At 48.1% G+C, this 24,532-nt stretch carries 23 protein-coding genes and 1 pseudogene; 10 read left to right on the top strand and 14 right to left on the bottom strand.

The window, feature by feature from the left end; all coding sequences use genetic code 11:
* The first annotated feature begins 45 nt into the window (after positions 1-45).
* From OIN60_RS21670 to OIN60_RS21655, 4 genes are all read left to right on the top strand, one after another.
* Positions 46-954, top strand: a complete 909-nt coding sequence (locus OIN60_RS21670; RefSeq protein ID WP_305756951.1) for a carbohydrate ABC transporter permease — start codon at positions 46-48, stop codon at positions 952-954.
* Positions 947-1,771 (top strand): carbohydrate ABC transporter permease, encoded by an 825-nt coding sequence (locus OIN60_RS21665; RefSeq protein ID WP_305756950.1) that lies wholly within the window; start codon positions 947-949, stop codon positions 1,769-1,771. Before OIN60_RS21670 ends, OIN60_RS21665 begins: the two co-directional genes overlap by 8 nt.
* 38 nt (positions 1,772-1,809) lie before the next feature.
* Positions 1,810-4,863 carry a beta-galactosidase, LacZ type gene (gene lacZ / locus OIN60_RS21660; protein ID WP_305757107.1) on the top strand — a complete coding sequence of 1,018 codons (3,054 nt, stop codon included), beginning with the start codon at positions 1,810-1,812 and terminating at the stop codon, positions 4,861-4,863.
* A 382-nt stretch (positions 4,864-5,245) separates the two neighbouring features.
* Complete coding sequence (locus OIN60_RS21655; RefSeq protein ID WP_305756949.1) at positions 5,246-5,926, top strand: helix-turn-helix domain-containing protein; 681 nt, start codon at positions 5,246-5,248, stop codon at positions 5,924-5,926.
* A 54-nt stretch (positions 5,927-5,980) separates the two neighbouring features.
* On the opposite strand, the gene OIN60_RS21650 is transcribed toward OIN60_RS21655, so the two are convergent.
* The 5 genes from OIN60_RS21650 to OIN60_RS21630 all read right to left on the bottom strand — a co-directional run bounded on the left by OIN60_RS21650 (position 5,981) and on the right by OIN60_RS21630 (position 10,759).
* Entirely contained in the window at positions 5,981-7,165 is a 1,185-nt protein-coding gene (locus OIN60_RS21650; protein WP_305756948.1) for an acyltransferase family protein, read from the bottom strand.
* Between the two features lie 234 nt (positions 7,166-7,399).
* Entirely contained in the window at positions 7,400-7,858 is a 459-nt protein-coding gene (locus tag OIN60_RS21645) for a hypothetical protein (protein ID WP_305756947.1), read from the bottom strand.
* A 493-nt stretch (positions 7,859-8,351) separates the two neighbouring features.
* Entirely contained in the window at positions 8,352-9,068 is a 717-nt protein-coding gene (locus OIN60_RS21640; protein ID WP_305756946.1) for an ABC transporter permease, read from the bottom strand.
* Positions 9,065-9,994, bottom strand: a complete 930-nt coding sequence (locus OIN60_RS21635) for an ABC transporter ATP-binding protein (protein ID WP_305756945.1) — start codon at positions 9,992-9,994, stop codon at positions 9,065-9,067. The genes OIN60_RS21640 and OIN60_RS21635 overlap by 4 nt, the downstream gene beginning before the upstream one ends.
* A 117-nt stretch (positions 9,995-10,111) precedes the next feature.
* On the bottom strand, positions 10,112-10,759 hold the full coding sequence (locus OIN60_RS21630; protein WP_305756944.1) for a sensor histidine kinase: 648 nt from the start codon (positions 10,757-10,759) through the stop codon (positions 10,112-10,114).
* Positions 10,760-10,924: 165 nt separating this feature from the next.
* On the opposite strand from OIN60_RS21630, the gene OIN60_RS21625 reads away from it, so the two are divergent.
* On the top strand, positions 10,925-12,040 hold the full coding sequence (locus OIN60_RS21625) for an RNA-guided endonuclease InsQ/TnpB family protein (protein ID WP_305756943.1): 1,116 nt from the start codon (positions 10,925-10,927) through the stop codon (positions 12,038-12,040).
* 77 nt (positions 12,041-12,117) lie between these two features.
* Here OIN60_RS21625 and OIN60_RS21620 read toward each other — a convergent pair whose 3' ends face one another.
* Both OIN60_RS21620 and OIN60_RS21615 read right to left on the bottom strand, forming a co-directional pair.
* Positions 12,118-12,648, bottom strand: a complete 531-nt coding sequence (locus tag OIN60_RS21620) for a hypothetical protein (protein WP_305756942.1) — start codon at positions 12,646-12,648, stop codon at positions 12,118-12,120.
* Positions 12,645-13,319 carry a response regulator transcription factor gene (locus OIN60_RS21615; RefSeq protein WP_305756941.1) on the bottom strand — a complete coding sequence of 225 codons (675 nt, stop codon included), beginning with the start codon at positions 13,317-13,319 and terminating at the stop codon, positions 12,645-12,647. Before OIN60_RS21615 ends, OIN60_RS21620 begins: the two co-directional genes overlap by 4 nt.
* A gap of 148 nt (positions 13,320-13,467) precedes the next feature.
* Between OIN60_RS21615 and OIN60_RS21610 the strand changes: the two genes are divergently transcribed.
* The 3 genes from OIN60_RS21610 to OIN60_RS21600 all read left to right on the top strand — a co-directional run bounded on the left by OIN60_RS21610 (position 13,468) and on the right by OIN60_RS21600 (position 16,952).
* Positions 13,468-14,058, top strand: coding sequence for a TetR/AcrR family transcriptional regulator (locus OIN60_RS21610; RefSeq protein WP_305756940.1), 591 nt, complete (start codon positions 13,468-13,470; stop codon positions 14,056-14,058).
* Between the two features lie 152 nt (positions 14,059-14,210).
* Positions 14,211-14,837: a DNA-3-methyladenine glycosylase I gene (locus OIN60_RS21605; RefSeq protein WP_305756939.1), complete on the top strand. Its 627-nt coding sequence runs from the start codon at positions 14,211-14,213 to the stop codon at positions 14,835-14,837.
* 99 nt (positions 14,838-14,936) lie between these two features.
* On the top strand, positions 14,937-16,952 hold the full coding sequence (locus OIN60_RS21600) for a rhamnogalacturonan lyase (RefSeq protein WP_305756938.1): 2,016 nt from the start codon (positions 14,937-14,939) through the stop codon (positions 16,950-16,952).
* Between the two features lie 190 nt (positions 16,953-17,142).
* On the opposite strand, the gene OIN60_RS21595 is transcribed toward OIN60_RS21600, so the two are convergent.
* The 5 genes from OIN60_RS21595 to OIN60_RS21575 form a co-directional block, all read right to left on the bottom strand.
* Positions 17,143-18,279 carry an MFS transporter gene (locus OIN60_RS21595; RefSeq protein WP_305757106.1) on the bottom strand — a complete coding sequence of 379 codons (1,137 nt, stop codon included), beginning with the start codon at positions 18,277-18,279 and terminating at the stop codon, positions 17,143-17,145.
* Positions 18,280-18,389: 110 nt separating this feature from the next.
* Positions 18,390-18,671 (bottom strand): ArsR/SmtB family transcription factor, encoded by a 282-nt coding sequence (locus tag OIN60_RS21590; protein WP_370872585.1) that lies wholly within the window; start codon positions 18,669-18,671, stop codon positions 18,390-18,392.
* Positions 18,672-18,944: 273 nt separating this feature from the next.
* Positions 18,945-19,073, bottom strand: coding sequence for a hypothetical protein (locus OIN60_RS21585; RefSeq protein ID WP_305756937.1), 129 nt, complete (start codon positions 19,071-19,073; stop codon positions 18,945-18,947).
* A gap of 144 nt (positions 19,074-19,217) precedes the next feature.
* A complete protein-coding gene (locus OIN60_RS21580) occupies positions 19,218-20,618 on the bottom strand; it encodes a helix-turn-helix domain-containing protein (protein WP_305756936.1) in 1,401 nt (466 codons plus the stop codon).
* 380 nt (positions 20,619-20,998) lie between these two features.
* Positions 20,999-21,547 (bottom strand): GNAT family N-acetyltransferase, encoded by a 549-nt coding sequence (locus tag OIN60_RS21575; RefSeq protein WP_305756935.1) that lies wholly within the window; start codon positions 21,545-21,547, stop codon positions 20,999-21,001.
* 191 nt (positions 21,548-21,738) lie between these two features.
* Between OIN60_RS21575 and OIN60_RS21570 the strand changes: the two are divergent.
* Positions 21,739-21,843 (top strand): annotated as a pseudogene (locus OIN60_RS21570) (carbohydrate ABC transporter permease); the annotation flags it as partial.
* A gap of 74 nt (positions 21,844-21,917) precedes the next feature.
* Here the strand turns inward: OIN60_RS21570 and OIN60_RS21565 are convergent.
* On the bottom strand, positions 21,918-22,166 hold the full coding sequence (locus tag OIN60_RS21565; RefSeq protein ID WP_305756933.1) for a hypothetical protein: 249 nt from the start codon (positions 22,164-22,166) through the stop codon (positions 21,918-21,920).
* Between the two features lie 59 nt (positions 22,167-22,225).
* Positions 22,226-23,074 (bottom strand): AraC family transcriptional regulator, encoded by an 849-nt coding sequence (locus OIN60_RS21560; RefSeq protein ID WP_305756932.1) that lies wholly within the window; start codon positions 23,072-23,074, stop codon positions 22,226-22,228.
* Between the two features lie 130 nt (positions 23,075-23,204).
* On the opposite strand from OIN60_RS21560, the gene OIN60_RS21555 reads away from it, so the two are divergent.
* The gene (locus OIN60_RS21555) at positions 23,205-24,488 is read left to right on the top strand and encodes a Gfo/Idh/MocA family oxidoreductase (protein WP_305756931.1); all 1,284 of its coding nucleotides are present in this window, start codon (positions 23,205-23,207) and stop codon (positions 24,486-24,488) included.
* The last annotated feature ends 44 nt before the right edge of the window (positions 24,489-24,532 follow it).

The raw sequence follows: 24,532 nt of genomic DNA, 5'->3' as shown, positions 1-24,532 counted from the left end.
TTAGCAAGGAATCGCGTGCCTGTTTTAAACAAGGAGTGAGTATATATGAGAGAAGCCACGGGAACCTCCAAGTCCGGCTTATCCGGGCGGGTCAAAGCAGGTCTGACCGGCTGGCTGTTCATTGCCGCCGCGGTCATAATGATTTTTGCCTTTTATTTTTATCCAATGATTCAGGCACTGATTCTGTCCTTCCAGACGGGAACGGGAGCGAATCTGTCCTTCACAGGACTGGATAACTATGCGCGGCTGTTCACGGATTCGATGTTTCTGACGGCCGTTAAGAATACGTTTATATTTTTGATTTTCCAGGTCCCGCTGATGGTGATTCTGGCGTTGTTCATTTCTGTTCTGCTGAATGATAAAAACCTGAAATTCAAGGGCTTCTTCCGTACAGCGATTTTCCTGCCCTGCATTACATCGCTCGTTGCTTACTCTGTTGTATTTAAATATTTGTTCTCCGCAGACGGGCTGGTTAACTCCTTCCTGATGAATCTGCACATGATCAACGCTCCGATCCAGTGGATTACCGATCCGTTCTGGGCCAAGGTGACGATCATTATTGCGATTACCTGGCGCTGGACCGGCTATAATATGATTTTCTATTTGTCAGGTCTGCAAAATATCGATTCATCGATTTATGAGGCAGCACGCATTGACGGAGCCTCTGCGGTACGGCAGTTTTTCAGCATCACCGTTCCGCTGCTGAAACCGATTATTCTGTTTACATCCATTACTTCGACCATCGGAACACTACAGCTCTTCGACGAGGTCGTGAATATTACCAAAGGCGGACCGGGTAATGCGACAACAACCATCTCGCATTACATCTACAACCTGTCCTTCAAATATTCAGCCGACTTTGGTTATGCGGCGACGGTGTCTTATTCTATCGTAATTATGATTATTATCTTGTCATTCCTTCAGTTTAAAGCGGCAGGTGAGAGAAATGGCTAAAACCAAGACGGTTTTCACTTATATATTTTTGAGCGCAGCGGCGTTCATATCCATCTTCCCTTTTCTGTGGATGTTGGTTAGCTCTACGAACTCTTCGGTAGACGTTACACAGGGAAGGCTGCTTCCCGGCTCCTTCCTGGGCGAGAATCTGAACAAGCTGATCAACCAGGTGGATATTTTGACGGCATTAGGGAACTCGGCCAAAATCTCGATTACGACGACCGTGCTGGCTCTGCTCATTTCCTCCTTGGCCGGTTATGGCTTCGAAGTGTATAAGAGCAAGGCGAAGGATGTTGTTTTCAATATCCTGTTGCTGTCGATGATGATTCCTTTTGCAGCCTTGATGATTCCGCTCTACCGCATGTTCGGGTCGATCACGAATTTTGTGCCTGCAATCGGCATTGATACGATGGCGGCGGTGGTCATTCCTACGTTTGCAACGGCGTTCTTGATTTTCTTTTTCCGGCAAAGCTCAAAAATGTTTCCGAAGGATCTGCTTGAGGCAGGCCGGATGGACGGCTTGTCGGAGCTGGGCTTGTTCTTCAGGGTGTATATGCCAACGATGAAGACGACCTATGCTGCTGCCGCAATTATTACGTTCATGTCGAGCTGGAACAATTACCTGTGGCCGCTGATCGTGCTGCAGACCCCCGAGAATCAGACGATTCCGCTGCTCATTTCCAATTTGGGCTCCAGCTATTCGCCGGATTACGGGGTCATTATGATCGCAGTTGTCATCTCAACCCTGCCGACCGCGCTTGTCTTTTTCGTGATGCAGAAGCATTTCGTGGCAGGTATGGTGGGCTCAGTTAAATAAATCTTCTTTTTTCGTGGGAGTGATTTTCGTTGGTAGAAGTGAAGAACGCAAGAGTAAAAGAGCGGAGCCTGGATTGGCTGTCGGACGTGAGCGTATTCGCGGTTAACCGGTTGCCTGCTTATTCGGATCACAGGTATTATAGAACGTTAACAGAGGCAGAAGCGCAGGGTCCCATGGACATGCGCCATAGCCTGAACGGCACGTGGAAGTTCAGCTATGCAGCCAATCCCGCCAGCCGTCCGCAGTCGTTCTATCAGAATGAGTTCGATGTGAATGGCTGGGGTGAAATCACCGTTCCCGGCCATATCCAGACACAAGGCTACGGCCAGATGCAGTACGTGAATACGATGTATCCGTGGGATGGGCATCATGAGCTGCGGCCACCGCAGCTTGCGGAGGGTGATAATCCGGTGGGCAGCTATGTGAAAACCTTTCGTTTGCCGGATTCCTTGCAGAATCAGCCTGTTTTCATTTCCTTTCAAGGGGTGGAGACGGCGTTTTATGTGTGGCTGAACGGGTCGTTTGTCGGTTATGGTGAAGACAGCTTTACGCCCTCCGATTTCGAGCTGACTCCTTTTCTACAGGAGGGGGAGAACCGGCTGGCGGTGGAGGTGTATCAGCGAAGCACGGGCGCATGGCTGGAGGATCAGGATTTCTGGCGCTTTTCCGGTATTTTCAGAGACGTGTATCTGTATACGATTCCTGAAATTCATGTTCGTGACGTCAAAGTACAGGCCGGGCTGGACGATTTCTATACGAACGGTATGCTGCAGCTGGATCTGACGCTGGAGCAAGAAGCTTCGGCCAGAGTACGAGTAGACGTAAAGGATGCGGACCAGCAGACGGTTGCTTCGCTCGAAGCCTCCTTCGCGGGAGGAACGGCATCTCTTTCCGGCAGTATTGAGAATGTTAACCGCTGGAGTGCGGAAAGTCCTTATTTGTATACTCTATATATTCATATTTATGACCAGAACGGAAATCTCGTTGAAGTGATTCCGCAGAAGGCGGGCTTCCGCCGCTTCGAAATGATCAACAAAGTCATGTGCATTAACGGTAAGCGTATCGTATTCAAGGGTGTGAACCGCCATGAATTTAATTGCCGCACCGGACGGGCGATCACGAAGGAGGATATGCTATGGGATATCCGTACCTTGAAGCAAAACAACATGAATGCAGTTCGTACCTCTCATTATCCAAACCAAACGTTGTGGTATGAGCTGTGTGACGAGTACGGCATTTATGTGATTGATGAAATGAACCTGGAAACCCATGGTTCTTGGCAGAAGCTTGGGGCGGTGGAGCCTTCCTGGAACATTCCCGGTAATCTGCCAGAGTGGCAGGATATCGTCATGGACCGGGCAGTCTCCATGCTGGAGCGGGATAAGAACCATCCGTCTATCCTGATCTGGTCCTGCGGGAATGAGTCCTACGCAGGTGAAGTCATTTTGAATGTAGCGAATTATTTCAGAGCGGTGGACCCGAGCAGGCTGGTTCATTATGAAGGAGTCTTCCATAACCGGGATTACAATGACACCAGTGATATGGAAAGCCGGATGTATGCCAAGGTAGCCGATATTGAGCAGTATCTGAACGACAACCCGCAGAAGCCTTATATTAGCTGCGAGTATATGCATGCGATGGGCAACTCGGTGGGCGGCATGCACAAGTACACGGAGCTTGAAGATAAATACGAGATGTACCAGGGCGGATTTATCTGGGATTACATCGATCAGGCTGTGATGAAGAAAAACCGCTACGGCCAGGAGTACCTTGCCTTTGGTGGTGATTTCGACGACAGAGCAACAGACTACAACTTCTGCACGGACGGCATTGTCTACGCGGACCGGAAGCTGTCACCGAAGATGCAGGAGGTCAAATTCCTGTATCAGAACATCAAGCTGTTCCCTGAGCAAGCCGGGGTGCGGGTGAGAAACGAGAATCTGTTCGCGGGAACAGAGGATTATGAGCTAGTCTATCATTTGCACCATGAAGGCAAGGAAATCTTCCGTGGTGTCCTACAGCCGTCGGTGGCAGCCGGGGAGGAGGCGTTCATAACGTATGAGCCTGCTTTGCCGGATGTGGCGGTGGAGGGTGTTCCGGGCGAATATGTCATTCATGCTTCGCTGGTATTGCGGGAGTCTGCGTTGTGGGCGCCTGCTGGATATGAGATCGCCTTCGGACAGCATATTTTCCAGGTGGAAGATTCGGCTCCTGCCTTGCTTCCTGCTGGCGAACTGAGAGTCGTGCAGGGAGACGTGAACATCGGCGTGCATGGCAGAAATTTCTCGGTGATGTTCTCGAAGGGAGCAGGCAGCTTGACGTCGCTGCGTTACTCCGGACGGGAAATGATCGCCACGCCGCCTGCGCCGTTATTTTGGCGGGCTACGACAGACAATGACAAAGGCATGGCCTTGGGGTACGAAGCAGGTGTCTGGTTTGCGGCCAGCCTGGCACGTAAATGCACAGGCATTGTGCTTACGGAAGATCAAGGCTGTGTGACGGTTACCTTCCATTACAGTCTTAGTGTGCATGCTGAGGTAGGAATGGTCACGGCTTATACGGTGTATGCGGATGGAAGCGTCCGGGTGAAGAACATGTACGAGGGTACTGTCGGGCTGCCGGATCTGCCGATTTTCGCTCTTTCGTTCAAGGTTCCGGCGGATTACCGTCATCTGGACTGGTATGCCATGGGACCTGAGGAGAATTACGCAGACCGCGCTTTTGGCGCAAGGCTGACGACCTTCAGCAACGATGCGGCGGACAATGTGTCCGGTTATGTCGTTCCACAGGCTTCCGGCAACCGTACCGGCGTGCGGCGTGTAGATATCACCGACGACTTGCACCGCGGCATCCGTATTACCGCGCCAGCATCGGCACCGGTTGAGGCCAACATTTCGCCATACACTGCGTTCGAGCTGGAAAGCGCCTATCATCTGTATGAGCTGCCTGAGGTGCACTATACGGTGGTCACGGTAGCGGGGAGACAGATGGGTGTGGGCGGAGACGACAGTTGGGGAGCTCCGGTGCATGAGGAGTATCGTATTAAAGCGGACCAGTCCCTGGCATTTGAATTTACGATTCGTCCTTTGTGAAGATTATAGAAGGTTTATGCTTGAACAAGGCTGATGAACAGCACATTCCGAGTTCGGTCGGTTCTCCCGGTGGGGGACCGACCGAACTTCGGGTGTGCTTTTTTTTGTGCAAATGCTGCCAGAGTCTGTGAAATCGTATTTTGTTACAATCAATCTATAAATGGAATAATTTGCTTCTTCGATTCTAGTAATATATACTATAATATATGTGTACAGTTCCATGGATGTATAAAAATTGAAATTTAGGGAGGAGGATTTCATTACATATAGGTATGCATCGGATGGGAGTCTGAAGCCATAACGGTGTACCAACTGGATTGCATTATGAAATCGGTGGACAAGTCGCAGCATTATTTTTATTAAATATGGGGGAGAAGCTGGGATGAATGTTGCCCTATTTACAGATGAAGAAAGCATAGTTCGATTTTGTAGTTATCTATTTAACGATGCTCCTTTCACAGTGTTTTCAAGGGGCAATCTGACTTCTTCTAACTACGATATATATAGTCATATTATACTTGGTGTAGATCAGATTAATGAGAAGGATTGGGAATTCCTTCGGATTGCTATAACAAGTAGAGCAAGCGTATATTTAATGGTTCAGAACGATATTGCTGTAGGTGAGGAGCTACGTGCTAAACGGATGGGGGTCGCCAATATACTGAAAACTCCTAAGTATCATTTTTTACGAGAAGATGTAGCAGACTTAGACAAAGTGTTTTCTCAGTTAGCGTACCTAGCACTTTCGATTAGAGAGGATAAAAATGCAGCTCCGATTTATGTCGGGAGGGATACCTTTTTTCATCCCGAGCAGCTCTGGGTGCAACACGATAGCATGAGAATGGACTTAACGGAAAAACAGGCGAAATTGCTCCAATACTTTCTGGACCACGAAGGAAAACTTGTGACTAAGTATGATTTGGCAAACTACATATGGGGAGGGTACATTAAGCCTGAGGGAATTCCAAAATTTATATCTCGTTTAAAGGAAAAGCTTGGACCAGCAGGCGCTCTTATCACCTCCAGAGCTGTAGGCGGATTTCTGTATATTCGTGAGAAGTGACTTGATGTTATCTGACAGCGCAGGGTTGTTGGTTTCAACTCTGCGCTTTTGGGGTTATGCGGTCATCTTTTTTTCAATTTTTCGAGCTAGTTTTAATGCCCCTTGATCGATATATTTCATATAATAATGCGACAAAATAAATAAGGGTACCATGGAAATCATAAACGTAATGGCATAGGCAAGATTATAACTAAAATGATGAATCACTTTACTAAACAGGAACGCGGAGAATGTATTTAGGAAAGTGAAATGAATAAGGTAAAGGGAAAATGAAATCCGTCCTAAATAAGTAAAATGTTTCCATTCCAACACACGCTGCAGCGCTTTTAAACGAAGCAGAGCAAACAAAATCATAGCAGAACCCAGGGTTCGTGCAAGAAGTCGTGGATCAATGTTCAATTGAATCCATGCATTGATAGTTTTTGTCCCCACTTCTATGGGGGCGTACATAGTCCCCATTAATGAAGTGTAAGGCGCCGAACCTAAGTAAATCCCCATTAAAAGCACAAGTACGGTCGTTATTTTACTTTGGACCCATTTGTGCTTGAGCAAATCGGCAAGCAGCATGCCCCACAAAAAAGCGACAAAATAGGTTTGAATCAAAGCAATGGATAAGACGACATACACAATCCATCTTTTTTTCACTCGTCCAAATAAAGCAAGAAAACCGAAAATTAAAAAAGAACCTAATAGCTCATAACCCATTGTCCAAAGGACTGGATTGTAAGGGTGTGTATTAAAACGGAAAAATGGATCAAAAATAGCTGCCTTGATAATGGTATATACATTTGTATCTAAAGCGTAGTAGTTCTTTTTCATATCTGTCCATGTTGTACCCCATATCTCTTGGAGATAAAAGGAATTCGTAATAATTGCTAGATACACAAGCAATACGGATACCGCTGCCGGCACGGCAAGTCGAATGTACCTTCGTATAGCGCTGGAATGCAACAACTTTTGAAAGGTCTCACGATCGAGCTCTTTTTCAAACATTTTGACACTAAGCACATAACCACTTAGCACAAAAAACAAACAAACGGCAAATTGTCCATTATAAAATAAATTAATCGGAGAATACCCGTACCAGATATCCCATTTAAAATGAACCTGTTGTGCTCTTCCATTTAACGCAGCTGGATAAAATACTTGTATGTAGTGTGAAATAACCACGGCAAATGCCGCGAGTCCCCTAATGCCATCCAAATAAAGCAGTTTCTTTTCGGACGTCTCTTCATTCATTTTGTCCCCTTCTTTCATGAATAGAACTACTATAGCATGCGACGCTGCACGATTAAATGCACATCGTACCATTTTTATTTTAATTCCAAACGGTAATACTTTAATTGTGGTTCTATACCTGTATTTCTACTGATCTCTCTTTGAAATCTCCTTTACCAGTACAAAATAAAAAACAATGTAGATACAACTGTGTTGTACTTACATTGTCAGATTATACCGCTTTTTTAAGGCCACTTACCACTTAGTGTTAGAGCTTTTAAGAACAACTTCTCCTTTTGGTAGACCCGATCCACCGTAAACAGTCACTGTATAAGTGCCTGAAGGAACTTTTGGATTACTATCATTATTTACAACTTCCACTGTTTTACCTGGTGCAACGGTTGAATTAAAAATAACCGTTTTCTTACTGTTGTGCATTACTTCGACTCTAAAAGAGGCTGATCCTGTATTTTTTGCATACAGTTTAATATTTGGATATCCAACTGACACATTAAAATCGTTTTCAGGGTCCTCTTTAGTACCCTTTAAATCCCAAGTTAGTGTATCCCCGACTGCAAAAGGAGTAATTTCAACGACCTCATTTCCTACTTTGGATGCTGTAGCATCATTTGCCGAAACAGCACTGGCAGCTCCAGTAAGAAGTGAAATAGATAATGCAGTTGTGCCAACAATCTTCATAACTTTGTTTGTCATTATCGTAACCTTCCTCTCAATTTATTCATGCCAAAAATCTGGGCTCCAAGCTCATTTCCCTATGGATAGATGTGCAAGCCCCTTTGATCGATAGACTGTGGCATGGTCTTTATGTCTACCATACTTTTATTTTATTTCATCTATTACCCAATAGAAACAGTTAAAGCAAGGACAAGCTTTGAGCAAAATGAAGACATGAGGAAGACATATCGAAGATATTATATTTTCCAAAAAATATGATAATATAATTTTTTCATAACCCTTCTTTTGGGGTAAATATGACCCCTCCAGTCCGTTGGCGGTAAAGGATGGCGATTCCTCACATCATCAGTCCGTTGTTTCAGGTGGTTCATTACGTGCACAGAATTAAAACGACCCAAGAAAGAGGTGTTTTTAACCAATTTGTTGTGGTCAGGTTATGTTCTGTACACACTTGAACGACCTTCCTCCAAGTGCAGGTTTGTAATGCGTTTAAAGCTAATTTTATCATAAATTACCTCTGATCCGTATAACGCCACCATGCTAAAGTACCGGCGAAACCGGCAGCTCCGGCCACGAGAAGAATGATGTAGCTCACACTATTCAATATTCCCGCTCCAGTCCCCCCGGAACTGAACGGAACTGTTTGCAGCGCTGGAATCGCCCATGGCACATAGGGTCCGACCGCGCTCGGTCCAAAACTTAACGCGAGGATTAATGTCAGGAAAACAAACCCGATCGGAGCCAGCCAGCCGCGTGACCAGCAGGCTATAAAAGCGACCAGCGTGCATAGCAGCATATTAAAAATAGAAGTTAAGGCGAACAGGCCAAGAGCTTGCCAGATCATGTCCCCCGAAAATCCGGGCAGTCCTACCATCATGCCCAAGCCCAGCACATACACAAATAAAATCACTGTAATCAACACACAGCTCACGAGCACCGCCGCATATTTTGCCAGCACAATATTCAGGCGTGACACAGGCAAGGCCAGCAAATCTTTGAGCGTGCGTTCCGCATATTCACGGCCGAATAACCAGCTTGTCAGAAAACCAAAGCCGATAGATCCCAGAACTGTAAAGCGGTAGACCGCTCCGCTCAGATAGGAATGCCAATCCGGTTGTCCTGCTTCTTGCGAAACGACGGCCATAACAAACAGCAGCGTCAGCCAGGGAACCAGGGAACGGCGTAATTTGTACATTTCAACCCCGAAAGCAGCGATAAAATAATTCACTTGGCATCTCCTCCCATCATCCCGACACTTCTCAAAAAATACGACTCCAGACTTTCTTCTTCTACCTTCAGCAGTGTGGGTGGCAGACCGGCATGCACTAATAGCTGCGCAATCTGCTCCGGGTGCCGGATGGCGTGCTCACTTATGACTTCAAGCAATCCGTTTTCGGATAAATGAACGGCATATCCCTCATCCGCCAGCTTGGCTCTTGCCGCTTCTATTTGCTGCGTTTCTACCCACAGGCGTCTGTGGAATGCCTGGTTCAGCTCGCTTGCGCTCATTTCCTGAATCAAGCGGCCTTGATGGATAATGCCGATCCGGGTTACCATTTTGGACATCTCCTCCAGAATGTGACTGGAGATAAAGATCGTGACACCATGGTTGTGGGCCAAATCCTGCAGCAATTGGCGGACCTGAAAAATACCGGCTGGGTCCAAACCATTGGTTGGCTCGTCCAGAATCAGAATATCCGGGTTATGGATGAGTGCTTTCGCCAGGCCGAGCTTCTGTGCATTTCCCAGGGACAGGTCTTTCGCCTTCGTATGCTCATAGAAGGTCAGCTTCAGCTTTTCCAGGACGTCGTCAATCGGTTTTGTACCGGAAAGCTGCCGCAGTCGGCAGACGATCTCCAGGTTCTCCCGCACGGTGAACGAAGGATAGGCATAAGGCGTCTCCACAAGATATCCCACACGCTGCCATAAACCAGGATCGCCAGCATCCACTCGTTTGCCATTCAGCAGGACATCTCCAGACGTAGGACGAATCATGCCGAGCAGAAGACGAATGATCGTTGTTTTGCCTGCACCGTTGAGCCCCAGGAAGCCGAAGATTTCACCTTTTTCGACGGAAAGAGAAATGCTGTCAAGCACCTTCCGGTCTCCGTATCGTTTCATCAAATTCTGGGTTTGAATCATGATTTCTGACATCAATCAGCTCTCCTTGTAGGTATTGGTATCTCTCCACGGATTCATCCTACACCAAGTGAGTAAACTGAATTTAAATCAGAAATTCCAAATTTTTCATGATCAACACTTATGTGGTGTCTAATTCGGCAAAGTGACCGTGAAGGTTGTACCCGACCCAGGGGCGCTGCACACACGAATATCGCCGCCATGTAGATCCACAATTTTTTTGACAATGGACAGACCGAGCCCGCTACCTTGATTCGAACGCTCTCTGGATTTGTCCGCTTTATGGAAACGCTCGAAAATACGCTGCTGATCTTTCTCTGAAATACCTATGCCCGTATCTGTTATTTGCACCTCGATGGCTTCGCCGCGCTGGTGCAATTCAACCCGTATCCTGCCGCCCGCAGGCGTAAATTTGATGCTGTTGTGAAGCAAATTGATCCACACCTGGCTTATCCTGTCTTCATCCAGCGTGCAGGTGACTTCGTCCAGAAAAGCCTCTACCTCGATTTTTTTGCTTCTCCATTGTGGTTCGCAGGCCAGAATCAAGTCCCTGAGCTGCTTATCCAGACGATAAGACCGGGGCTGCAGGCTCATACTTTCCGATTCCAGAACGGCAAGCTGGAGCAGACTGTCGCTTAATTTGGACAGACGTGCGCTTTCGCTTTCAATAATGCTCAGATAGAGCTTTTTCTCCTCGGGGCTTAATCGATCATTGCTCTGCAAGACCTGGGCAAACCCCCGGATGGACGCCAGCGGGGACTGGATTTCATAACTGCGCATGGACACACGCGACTTTAGTCGTGTGAGGAATTGCGTTCGGCATAAGGGCTACCATCGGTAGCTCGAAAGCCGAAAGCTCCATGCTTCCTCCTCTCGTCATGAGAATTTAACCATTTCCCACTGAATCCTATGATATATTTAATGCAGTGAGAAGAGGTGAGTCGAATGTCTACCATTACAGCAAAAATCCAAATCTATGTCCCGTATGAACATACGGAAATGCTCACCAAGACCATCCAAACCTATCGTGAAGCATGTAATTATCTTTCAGTTATTGTCTTTCAAACCAAAGAATTACGTTATCGTACACTCCATGACTTGTATTATCGAGAGCTTCGAAGTCGTTTTGGTTTGAAAAGCCAAATGGCGCAATCGGTGATCAGAACGGTCATCGCCCGCTATACATCTGCCCGATCCAACGGGCACGATTGGAGCTTGGTCAAATTCAAACGACCGGAATATGATCTGGTATGGCATCGAGATTACGCTTTGAACGATAATCGGTTTAGCGTAAATACACTGGATGGGCGAGTAAAGCTTCGTTACAAAAGAAAAGGAATGCAGCACTTCTTTGATGGTACATGGAAATGGGGCACGGCAAAGCTCGTGTACAAACATAAGAAGTGGTTTTTGCATATTTCCATGACCAAAGAGTTCTCTGAATTGGATCTTACAAAGGTCAACCATATTGTTGGCATTGACCTGGGAATCAACTTTCTCGCCACCACCTACGACACTCAAAGCCAGACGATGTTTTATCCTGGACGAACCGTGAAACACAAACGAGGCCAGTATAAAGTCTTACGTAAACAACTACAGATGAGACAAACCCCCTCCGCTCGCAAACGACTCAAGGAAATTGGTTCAAGAGAAAACCGTTATGTTACCGATGTCAACCATCAGATAACCAAGGCACTCGTTGAAACGTATCCGAAAGGGACTTTGTTTGTGATCGAAAATTTAAAAGGTGTTCGTTCCGCCACGGAAAAAGTATGTGTTCGCCATCGGTATGTGTCGGTTTCCTGGGCATTTCACCAATTCCGTGAGATGTTGGAGTACAAGGCTCAACTGAACGGACAGGGCGTCATCGCAGTAGATCCTAAATATACTTCCCAAACCTGCCCGAAATGCGGACATATTGAACGAGCGAATCGAAACAAAAAAATGCACACCTTTGAATGCCAAGCCTGTCACTATCGCTCTAACGATGACCGAATTGGCGCTATGAATCTGTACCGCAAAGGAATCGAGTACATCGGTACAGGTACAGCAGGAGTATAACTCTTGTTGTAGGGGCGAGGTCGACCGTCCTGATGTTCCAACACGCTAAGGTAGGAGCACGATAAGGTGCGTTCGCACTACCGGTTAGGAATAAGTCTAAAAGGCTTGCGCGAAACGCAAGCACTGTCTGCGAAAGTAGGCAGAGACAAGCTCGTGACTTTAGTCGTGAGTTGTTGACGAGATACATTGGAGATGAACTCCTGGCGCATGTTCTCCAGTTGCTCCAGATCTGCAGCCATGTTATTCACGCTTTTTACCAGCTCGCCAAACGATTTGTGTTCATTGAAAGGTTCCTTTAGTCTGGCTTTGTAGTCCCCTTTGGCGATTTTATCTAATACGTGGATGACGGTGTTAAACGAATCGAAATGTTTGGTGATGTTTCCGTATTTCAGATAGTACCTGACCAGCAATAAGAGGGCTATCAAAATCAGCCAAGTGAGGCTATGGCCATACATAGATTCATCTGCGGGATCATGTCCTGTTGCCAATAAAATGATGCGCGTAAAAAGTCCGGCCAGCGCGCCACAGCCAATGATAATGGCGAAAATAACAATGAACAAAACGAACCCCCGAAATATCGTATCTTTTCGCGAAGGCCTTTTTTTCACGAATGGACCTCCAGATAATAGCCAAGTCCCCGCACGGTTCGGATGGCAAATGAATGATCGGTGTCCGGAAAACGCTGCCGTAGCCGGTTGATATGCACATCCAGCGTCCGCTCATTGCCTTCAAATTCGTATCCCCAGATGTCCGTAATGAGTTGCTCGCGTGAAAATGTTTTGTTCGGATGACTGGCCAATTTGAACAGCAACTCGAATTCCTTGAGCGGCAGAAACACGATGGCTTTATCTACGGTAACTTCATAGTTTCTGCGATTTATAATCAATTCACCGATTTGCACCGTCTGGGACGATACAATTTGATAGCGCCGCAGCAATGCCTTAACCCGCATCACCAATTCCAGCGGCTCGACAGGTTTGACCAGGTAATCATCGGTTCCCGATTGGAAACCCTTCACCTTCTGAGAGATTTCTCCTTTGGCCGTGAGCATAAGCACCGGGAGGTCATAGTGAGTCCGCAGCTCCCGGCACAACTGCCAGCCATCCATATTCGGCATCATGACATCGAGAATGACCAGGTCAACTTTGAGGGTCTCCAGCAGGGACAGCGCTTCGATGCCGTCAGAGGCTTCGTACAGGTCACAACCTTCCTTGTCCAAGACCGCTTTGACCAGTCTGCGAAAGTGGGGATCATCATCGACGACCAATATTTTATTCATGCTGGCTTGCAGCTCCTTTCTGTAATCTATATAAAGTACAATTTGTATGTTATTTAGGATGGATTATATACCTTGCGCGAATAAAGTACAAGATGTACGTTAAATTGTGTTATAGTGATTTTCAGAGATGAATCGGGAGGATGTATGCATGGTCATGGAACGAAGAAGAGGAGAGAAACTGGAGAAAGCGATTCTGGAAGCAGCCTATGAGATTATGCAAACTTTAGGATATGAGCAGATGACCTTCCAAAACGTCGCCAAACAAGCGAAAACCAGCAGAACCGTCATCTACGGGCGTTATCACAACCAGGTGGATCTCTTGTATGCGCTGGTGCAATATAGATTGGCACAAGCGCTCGGCGGGAAAATGATTGATTTGGTGCAGGAAAATGGGAGCCTGAGAGAGGACTTATTAGCCGTATTAGAGCTGTACCAGCAATTTTTGGAGGCTGTCGGTCCGGAAATTATGAGCGCCCTTTTGTTTGAGCTGAGCCAGAAAAATGAGCAATTCCAGCAGCTCTCGGTCCGGGGACGTGAAAGTAATATCGAGGTGATGAGGAAAGTACAGAAATTTGCCAGACAACGAGGGGAAATCAGGCATGAATTTTCGGTTATGCAAATGAGCTTACCGTTTGATATTTTGCGTTTTGAACATATGATCCGTGGCGGAAAAGTGTCGAAGGAGTATCTGAGTCAGCTGGTTGATGAGGTGTTGATGCCGGTGTATGTGAAAGAATGATATTTGACAAGTGGCGTATGTGTATATGCTCGAGGATGGTATGATAACGAAGAATGGCGAGAATGATATCACGTCTTGCGTTTGAAGTTTGAAGCTTGCCGGGGGAACTCGTATACGAGCTTTGTACAGCTTGCACACTGAGGAGGGAATTTATGAACATGACGATAGCGGGACCCGACGGTCATCCGCGCTGCCGCTGGTGTGGTGCCGCGCCGGAGATGCTGCATTATCACGATACCGAATGGGGATTTCCGGTCAGCGACGATCACCGGTTGTTCGAGAAGTTAAGCCTGGAGGGCTTTCAATCCGGCTTGAGCTGGCGCACGATCCTTATGAAACGTGAGAACTTCCGTGCAGCGTTCCATGATTTTGATTTTGACCGGATCGCGTGTTATACAGAGCAAGACATCGACCGTCTGCTTGGCGATGAAGGCATCGTCCGCCATCGCGGCAAGATCGAGGCGGTGATTAACAATGCGCAGAGAGCGCAGGAGCTCGTCAAGCGTGAAGGCTCGCTGGCTAACTTCATCTGGCGGTACGAGCCTGACCAGAGCCAACTGGCTAAGCCGCAGTCCGTATCCACATCGGCGCAATCGATCGCGCTGTCGAAGGAGCTCAAAAAGCAGGGCTGGAAATTCGTTGGACCGACTACGGTGTACGCCTTCATGCAAGCGATGGGGCTGATCAACGATCATGCCGACGATTGTAGCATCCGGGAAGAGGCTGAGCGTGTGCGCCAACAGTTTCGGCGTCCTATGCATTCCATGTCGGATTTTTAAAGCAATTGGCCGGATTTTTACACAGACAAGCGAGGCGGAGCATTTATATAATATATATGTAAAACTATTCCAATTACAGACGAAGGGAGGGAATAATCAATGCAAAGGAAGAAAAGAGGACTCCGCCTCATATCCACTATGCTTATATTGGCATTGTTGGCTCCGGCGCAGGCCGGATTGGCTTCAGGCTCAGCTACGATGCCCGAGGATCAGGCTGGTTCAGCCGATACAGCGCGGAATACGGTCACCGATTCGGTGTATGGACCGGGGATCGGAATCCATGCAGCACCATCAGCGTTTGCCGCGAGACAAATGGAGCGGCTGGACCGTGCTCTTGTCGCTATCGCTACCGATGGCGGCGTGTTTGTCAGTTGGCGTTTGCTCGGCACAGACCCGGACCAAGTGTCGTTCCACCTGTACCGGGACGGGGAGCAGGTAACGGAAAGCCCGATCACGGGCAGCACGAATTTTCTGGACCCGGAAGGCACAGCCGACTCAACCTATACGCTGCAGGCGCTCGGCGCTGGTAACGAGGAGCGGATGACTGGTCCGGTTAGCGTCTGGGAAGCGAATTATCTCACGGTGCCTATTCAAAAACCGGCAGGCGGGGAAACGACTTCTGGGGCTTACATGTATCGAGCTAATGATGCGTCTGTCGGTGACCTGGACGGGGACGGTCAGTACGATATCGTCCTGAAATGGGACCCGACCAACTCGAAGGATAACTCGCAATCAGGTTATACGGGCAATACTTTCATTGACGCCTATAACATGGACGGAACACGCCTATGGCGCATAGACCTTGGCCGAAATATTCGCTCTGGCGCGCATTACACGCAAATGATGGTGTACGATCTGGATGGTGACGGCAAGGCCGAGGTTGCGGTCAAAACGGCGGACGGCACCATCGACGGCATGGGCAAAGTCATCGGAGACGCGGATGCTGACTACAGAAATGGAAGCGGATACATTTTGTCTGGTCCCGAGTATTTTACGATCTTTGACGGAGAGACCGGCGCGGCGCTCGTCACCGAGGATTACGATCCGCCGCGGGGCAAGGTGAGCGATTGGGGCGACAGCTACGGCAACCGTGTGGACCGCTTTGGGGCCGTGATCGCGTATTTGGATGGGGAGCGTCCAAGCCTTGTCTTCCAGCGCGGGTATTACACACGAATGGTCCTGGCTGCTTATAACTGGCGTGATGGAGAACTGACCAAGCTGTGGACCTTTGATACGAAATCACCGGAGAATGCGTCATACTCCGGGCAGGGCAACCATCAATTAAGTGTGGCGGATGTGGACGGCGACGGAAAGGATGAAATCGTAACAGGACCCGCCGCGATTGACGACGACGGAACAGGCTTATGGAATTCCGGTCTCGGTCACGGCGACGCGATGCATCTCGGTGATCTGGACCCGGACCGCGCCGGGCTGGAGCTGTTCGCCGTGCAGGAGAACAAGTCTGCCCCGTACTCCAATAACTTGAAGGACGCTCGTACCGGCAGTGTGCTGTGGGGACTGCCGCAGCTTGGCAAGGATGTCGGGCGCGGGCTGGCGGCGGACATCGATCCACGCTACAAGGGTGCGGAGGCCTGGTCGGTCGGCGGCGGCTGGGACAGCCCGAACGGTTTCCTGTTCAATGCGCAAGGGGAGCAGATTGCCAGCAGTATCCCATCCGTCAATTTCGCCATCTGGTGGGATGGTGACTTGGGCAGGGAGCTGCTCGACCACCAGTGGCTCGGCGATCCGTTGCGTGTGGGCATTCCGAAAATTGATAAATGGAATTACGAAACGAACCGGCTGGATAACCTCCTGACGCTGACCGGCACGTATTCGAACAATGACACCAAAGGCACGCCCACACTGCAAGCCGATCTGTTCGGGGATTGGCGCGAAGAGGTTATTGTGCGTACCGAAGACAGCACCGCGCTGCGAATTTACTCGACCACGGATGTGACGAATTACGGCATGCATACCCTGATGCATGACCCGGTCTATCGTCTGGCGATTGCGTGGCAAAACACAGGCTATAACCAGCCTCCGCATCCCGGATTCTACCTGGGGACAGGCATGCCCATGCCGCCGCAACCGAACCTCCGGCTGGCTGGTGAATAACCACCTATAGCTAAAGGACGGTTTTCGACACTGTCGGAAGCCGTCCTTTAGCTAGACTCTCCTCAAACCGAATTTGAGATAGAATAATATATAGGTTGTTTCACGGAATGTTTTAAGGAAATTTGTTTATGATTATTGGTGCAATTATAATATTTATCTTTGCCATGGTGCCCGTGCTTCTCGTGCCGCATCAGGTGGCAAGCTGTCTGCCGGACAGCATCCGGTTCAGCAGGAGCACACCGGCTGTGGCAATGGCGACACCGAGTGCTGCAAACCAGGTTACTGAAGCTAAGGATGCTTGTTCTATAATAACTCCGCCCATCCCGGCGCCAACGGCCATGGACAGTTGCATCGTAGATTGGTTAAGACTGAGCAGCACCCCCGAGGATTCGGGCACAAGGGAAGCAAGATTATACTGCTGTGTTGGCCCTGATGACCAGGCTGCAAATGACCATAAAATCAAGACAGCGAAGATACTGACGACCGAATGGGCCATAGTAAGCAACATCAGAGAGATAATGTGCAGCGCCATGCCTCCGGTTAATGTGAAAGCTACCCCGCGTTTATCTGCAGAATACCCCCCCGCCTTGGAGCCTACCAGACTGGCGATTCCGAATACCAGCAGGGCCAGGCTGAGCAGCGATTCATTTAACCCGGACACTTCCAGCAGATACGGGGAGATGTACGTATAGGCCAAAGAGTATCCGCTAAGCCAAAAGAATGTAATCCCCAGTCCAAGCGCCACCTCAGGTCTGGCCAGCAGAGCAAACTGTTTGCCAAGAGGAACCGGCTTATCCCCTTTGATCCGGGGGATCGTCAAGGCGAGAACGATCAGGGACAGAATTCCCACGAGCGCGATGCCGAGAAACACGGCTTTCCAGCCAAACTGATGCGAGATGACCCGCCCGATAGGGACACCGATGATCAATGAGGCGGTGAAGCCCATAGTCACGGTAGCGATGGAGCTGGCCTGTTTGCCGGGAGCAGCAATCTTGGCGGCCATGGTGAGCGCGGTAACAACGACCATTCCTGCCCCCAATGCCATTGCTATTCGGGCTGCAATAAACATCCCAAATCCTGGCAGAGTAAAAGCCAGAAGGTTAGATATTATGAACAGGCCAAGGGAGTACAGCAGCAGCTTGCGCCGGTCCATCTGGGCGGTTACAGCCATCAGAATCGGAGTTCCGATCGCATACGTCAGGGAAAATACAGTGATAAGCTGGCCTGCTGCAGCAACGGATACGCCCAAGGTCTGTGCAATCTGATCCAGAATGCCAGAGATGATATACTCCGAGGTCCCTACTAAAAAGCTGACCAGCGCCAGCATGTACACCTTCCATGTACTGTGGGTTGTCACGATTCAATTCACTCCTTTTTGAAAGTACGTCGACACATGATTTTATATTTTTAAAAATATCGAAATATTAGCGAAAAAAATTAACTTAACAGGTAAGGGGCGTATTTCGCCGCTGTTTCTCTATCCAGGCTATAATATATAAAGGTTCCCTCTTTACGAGATGTGAGCAGACCGCATTCGGCCATCTGCTTCAAATGGTGGGATAGCGTGGAAATGGCAACCGTTTGAAGCTTGTCGCCCAGAACGGAGCAGCATTGGTCATTTTCTTCTTTCAGCAGGAGCGCAATTTTGAGGCGGGTAGGCTCTCCCAGTGCCTTGTATATTTTCACAGCTTGCTGTATGTCGGCTGGTTCGTTCATCATCGTTGCCCTCCTCGCTAATATTTCGATATTTGCAAAAACATAGTATCATATCCGTTCAAAGCTGTAAACAGGAGGTAAGGGGCTATCCCTAATTTTTTAAAACATATATACAACATCTTATTCAAAATATATGATATAATGGTCATTAAAGAAGCAATTCATGGGTAAGATAAAAAGAGCCGCGATGTTCTAGCATCGCGGCGAACAAAGGCCGGCGGGCAACCACGGCGAGTTTTTTAATACTCAGAAAAATCACCGGATGCAGGGGCCAACCTATTCCCGGTGATTTTTCTTATCTCGCACGATTTTCCAAGTACTGCACAAGGTAATCACACCTACAGCAATACTCACCAGCTTATCGCTGATGTCCAGAAAATTCTTCACGACCTCAAGAAATGACACGGCGTCACCCCCTTTCGGGTTAGCTTCGCCGTGTCCATCCACCGGTTACTTTGTCTTGTTCCATTATACCATGAATGCCCAGTAGTATACTATGTGAATTCTTCTAGGCCGTTGTGTTCAACTAGTTGGTTAACCAGTATTAGGTTAGTGACTACTAAGTGCAAAGCGATGATTTTTTTCATTTTGATACATTTCTTTAAAAAGAATTTGGTATGCTGCCTGCGTGTCGGAAGCTGCGTAATCTCTAAAGCTCTCGAACAGGCTAACGCATTTGATAATAATGGTTTTGTTATTAATAGCAAACGACTTTTGTAAGCTATCTAATAAATATGTAAAGCCAGTCACATACTCGCCTTTTTGCAGGTAATAGTTCGACAATTCATGCAGTAGACGCGAACAGCGTTCTGCTTTGAATCTCTTATCGTATATGGTTGTCCCTTTCAATTGTTCGCCCAGAGACTTGATTTCCGAATCAAAGCGCAAAAGGATACGATCAATATTTACATTAAAACGGTTAGCTGCATCCACAACATTCAATAACGATACAAGAAATTCATCCTTATTGGCTTCAAAGTAATCTACATAATCATAAAGTGCGCTGAAATCTCCGGAAGATAATTTAGATGCATAAATATTGACTTTTGCCCAGCCTAGAAATAGCCCCTTCCAATGCTCGGTGTCTTCGTCGTATTCCTTTACCCAGCTTAAATCAGCATATCTTGAAATAAACTCCAAGGCTTGTTCAGATTCCCCTCGTTCTTCACAAGCGGAACCGCGCAGCAAATCACTATAAGCAACATATACAAACAGCGGTCTGCTCAGCTTAGCATAAGGGTCTTCCCCGCCACGCTTCTGCCGATTTTCTGCAAAGTAATGCCTTCTTGCCTTGCTGCCCATCTGCGCCGCGAACTTGTCCACCTTGTCCCATTTACGCAAGGAACGGTAGACATTCGCCAGATCCTTAAGTGCATCCAATTGAATAATGTCGTCCAATCGTTCTACGTATAGCTCGAATTGGGCTGCCGCCTGTAGGTTTTTCGTCTGATCGTCACCCAGCCTGATCGTAAACAAACGATATTGGCAGAGGGCCAGACGCTCGGAATGCTGGGAATGCTCCGTTACGGCCACACTTTCATATAAAATGGCTGCGGCATCCTTTTTCCCTTCCTGCAGCAGCTCTTCCGCCGCATCAAACAGAACAGGAGAGTATACTACCTTGTCCAGCAGCTTGCCTGCGATCCGTTGAATGAAGTCCAGCTTGTTCATTTCTGCACATCTGAATAGAAACGGCTTGAGCCGTTTCCAATTGGGCTGGGCTGCGGCTATATTGTCCTGTATGTACAGATCGTAAAAATGGCCTTCAGGGAGCTTCATCAGCGCGGTGATCCGGTCAAGCTGGTTCAGCGCCATAATCTTTCCGCCGGTGATGATCGAGCTAAGAGTGCCTACGTTCAGTCCTGTTTTGCGTCCCAAATCACTAAGCGACAGCTTTTCATCTTCCATAAATTTCTCGACTTCTGACCGTATTGTGGTTATATTGCCCATATAAAACCGCTCCTTCATTAGTTGACACTTCCCGCAGATTCTTGCTGTCAAACAAATGATAAGAAAAACGTCTATCGACGTACATTCACATTACCATAATAACTTCCTGACGTATTTTTCTCTTCTGTTAAATGCTGTATTTCAGATTTGAAGTGATCAAACAAAGTTAGAATAATATTCCTGTCTGAACCACAGTATACTGCTTTTTGACATGAATGTATATATTTTTAAGGCATTTTTATCTGAATTTTTGTTGTAAGTATCTTAAATAAGTTGTTTTCTTTGAATAGAGGGGAACCCAGTGCTGGACTGGACAAAAATCGAACAGCGGCGGACCAGGACTTGAGAAATAGTCTTGGTCCGCCGCTATTCTCATTCAACTAAAGCTGGACATCCTCCGCTGGATTTATAATCGCCAGAACCTGGTGATCCTCCCACTTTCCATTAATCTTTACGTTGCTTCGAGAGATGCCTTCTTTGTGAAAGCCAGCCTTCTCAAGCACACGGATGGAACCTGGATTCCGGGGAGAGACCTCCCCGACGATCCGGTGAAACTTTAGCTCATCGAAAGCATAGCGGACCACCAGCTTCACCGCCTCTGTCATATAACCTTTGCCATTATAAGCCTGGTCCAGACTGTATCCGATCATACAGTTCTGAAGCGGCCCTCTCATGACAAAGGATAGGTCCACGCTGCCTATAATTCGGTCGTTCTCCTTGTGGCATACCACGAAGGAATACCTCCGATCCTCCATCATGTCAGCCTTGTATTTCATAATTTTCTGGAGCTGGTGCTCCTCCGTATAGAGCTCCTCTTGGTTGCTTGGCGAGAATTTCTCAAAGAACTCCTGATTTCGCTTGTACATTGCTGCCAATTCCGCGGCGTCCGTTTCTTCAGAGAACCGGATGTATACTTGTTGCTCCGACATCTGCTCCATCCTTCCAAACGATGATATTGAGAGCATTATATCATAGGGTGAAGATTCCGGAACGGACTGGATAAGGGCCACGTTTCCTGTTTCTTTCTGTACAGCGTGCTGAACCGGTACAGCTCCATCACAAACTGGTACACGATAGACGACGCGCGGAATCCGTCGGTGATATGATTTCTGGCTGCAGCATGATGGCGGGCACGACCATTTCCGTGATTCCCGTGCTGGTGGTCTATATATTTGTCCAGAAGCAAATTGTTGAGGGCATTACGATGAAGGGCATTAAGGGGTAATTAGTGGCAATAAAGATGTGACACACTTGACGAACTGAAAAAATAAAAAAAGCCCTATTTCCAGGACTTCATGCTTATGGCTGGAATTTCAATTCTGTTATATCGCTATCATGTTCATTTACTAGCCTTTTCATTTTAGGCATTTCAGTCTTGATGATTTTTATATCTTTTTCCAGTCCATCGAATCGTTTGTCCAAGTTTTCGGTCTTTTTATTTGTCTCGCCTACAATTCCGATGAGTTGGGTTAACATGTCTTCCATACGGTCAAACCTTGCATCCATCCGCTTTTCCATTTCATCGAGACGTTTGTCCAATTCCTTCAAATTCGTCACGCTCCATTCACAGCCTTTGACAGTATTTTATCATCTGACTTGTCCTCTGCTCAAGTAGCAGCTTCATCAGCATCGTTTTCTCGCAAAAACTGCTTTCGGTACTGCAGTGGGGAACGCCCGGTCATCTGCCGGAAGACCCGCCCGAAATGTGCAATGCTATCGAAGCCGGCCTGTTCCGCAATGCGGGTGACAGGCCAGCGTGTCTCTTTCAGATACTGCTGGGCCTGGCGGATTCGGACGTACCGGATGTATTCTACCACGGTGAAGCCGGTGGTCTGTCTGAATATTTTGCACAGATAGGTGCTGCTGATAAAAAAGGCGGAGGAGAGCTGATCCAGCGTGAGCTTCTCGGCGAAATGCGCCTCAATATGCTCAATGATGGCATACACCCGCTGCTGCTTTTCACTCCCCTCAGGAACGATGGGCACATACCTCACATTATGCAGCCGCCGGATATACACCAGCAATTGCACGAGCAGGGAACGCCGATAGATATTCCGGAATGGCTCATTCCGGTCATTCTCGCCCAGCAGAGCTTCCAGCATGCTGAGGATCGCAGCCCGCTCCCGCTCGCCGGGGCGCAGCAGGAAATGCTGCTGTGCCAGCAGCTCCCATGTCTCCTGCATATCGAGTGAAGGGGTTATAAAGGCTTCATCGAAGTTGATCAATATCCGCTCATGGGAGGCGTCGCCTTTGTTGGTTGTACGGTGCAGCCCGTGCTTGTGAATGAAAATCAGGTCACCGGCCTGCAGGGCGTACAGCCTGTTATCAATGTAATAGTATCGTTCGCCGGATAACAGATAATAAATTTCATAGGCGTCGTGCATATGATCGAAGGCCATGCTGAAGGGCTCCGTCCGTTTAATCCGTTCGATCGAAAAGTGAGGGGAGGATGCCATGGAATTTGCCCCTTTCTGAAAAAGGATAAGATATGCATATTTTGAGATGAAATGGTCCATAAATGCTTAGAACTTGATATTTTTTATACTATATCATGAAGACATCCGATGAAAGGGTGTGAACCGTGATATGAGCAAAACATATGCCGTTGTAGGCACCGGTGGACGTGCTGAGTTTTTTTACAGAGAGCTGGCCACTGTGTATAAGGATACCTCCAGGCTGGTGGCTTTTTGTGATGTGAATCAGATCCGGATGGATTACGCCAACCGGCTGCTGCTGGAGAAATACGATTATCCTGCGCTGCCGACCTATAAAGCGCATGAGTTCGACAGGATGATTCAGGAGACCAAGCCGGACACCGTGATTGTAACGACAGTGGACCGTGCGCATCATCAGTATATTATCCGCGCCATGGAGCTAGGCTGTGATGTGATCTCCGAGAAGCCAATGACGGTCGATGAGGAGAAATGTGAGGCCATTCTGGACGCGGTTGAGCGCACCGGGAAAAAGCTGCGGGTCACGTTCAATTACCGTTATGCGCCCCATAATACGAAAATCAGGGAGCTGATCATGGAAGGGGTCATCGGTGAGGTCATTTCAGTCAACTTCGAATGGCTGCTGAATACGAAGCATGGTGCGGACTATTTCCGGCGCTGGCACCGCGACAAGCGCAATAGCGGAGGGCTGCTGGTACACAAGTCCACGCATCATTTCGATCTCATGAATTTCTGGCTTGGCTCCAAGCCAGATACGGTTTATGCTCAGGGGGACCTGCGTTTTTATGGCAGGGAGAATGCCGAGAAGCGTGGTGTTACAGAGTTTTACCAGCGGGCGCACGGCAGCAAGGCGGCGGAAAATGACCCGTTTGCGCTCCACCTGGACCGCAACGAACATTTAAAGCAAATGTACCTGGAGGCCGAGCAGGAGGACGGGTATTTACGCGATCAGAGCGTGTTCGGTGACAACATCAGCATTGAGGACACGATGAGTGTGATGGTAAAATACCGGAATAAGACGGTTATGAACTATTCGCTGAATGCCTTTATGCCCTGGGAAGGCTTCATCATTGCCTTTAATGGCACCAAAGGCCGTATGGAAGTGAAAGTCACGGAGCAATCCTACGTGAACTCCGGAGGAGACAAGGAGAAGGAAGGGGCGCTCAAGTCCAAACAGATCCGCGTTTTCCCGATCCATGCCGAGCCATATGATGTGGAGATTGAGGAGCAGTCCGGCGGTCATGGCGGCGGGGACCCGTTAATGCTGCGCGATATTTTCGACAAGCCGGTGGAGGACCGCTTCAAGCGGGCGGCCTCACATCTGGACGGCGCGTGGTCAATCATGACAGGCATCGCGGCGAACCGGTCGATACAGACAGGACAGCCCGTACGGATTAATGATTTGATCGGGCTTTAGGTGAGATAAGAGAGCGTTCGAAAAGCCCAAGTGACCAGTGGTGA

Source organism: Paenibacillus zeirhizosphaerae (assembly GCF_030705605.1).
GTDB lineage: Bacteria > Bacillota > Bacilli > Paenibacillales > Paenibacillaceae > Paenibacillus > Paenibacillus zeirhizosphaerae.
Note: the sequence above shows the minus strand (reverse complement) of the source record. Positions and strands in the feature narration are given on the sequence as shown.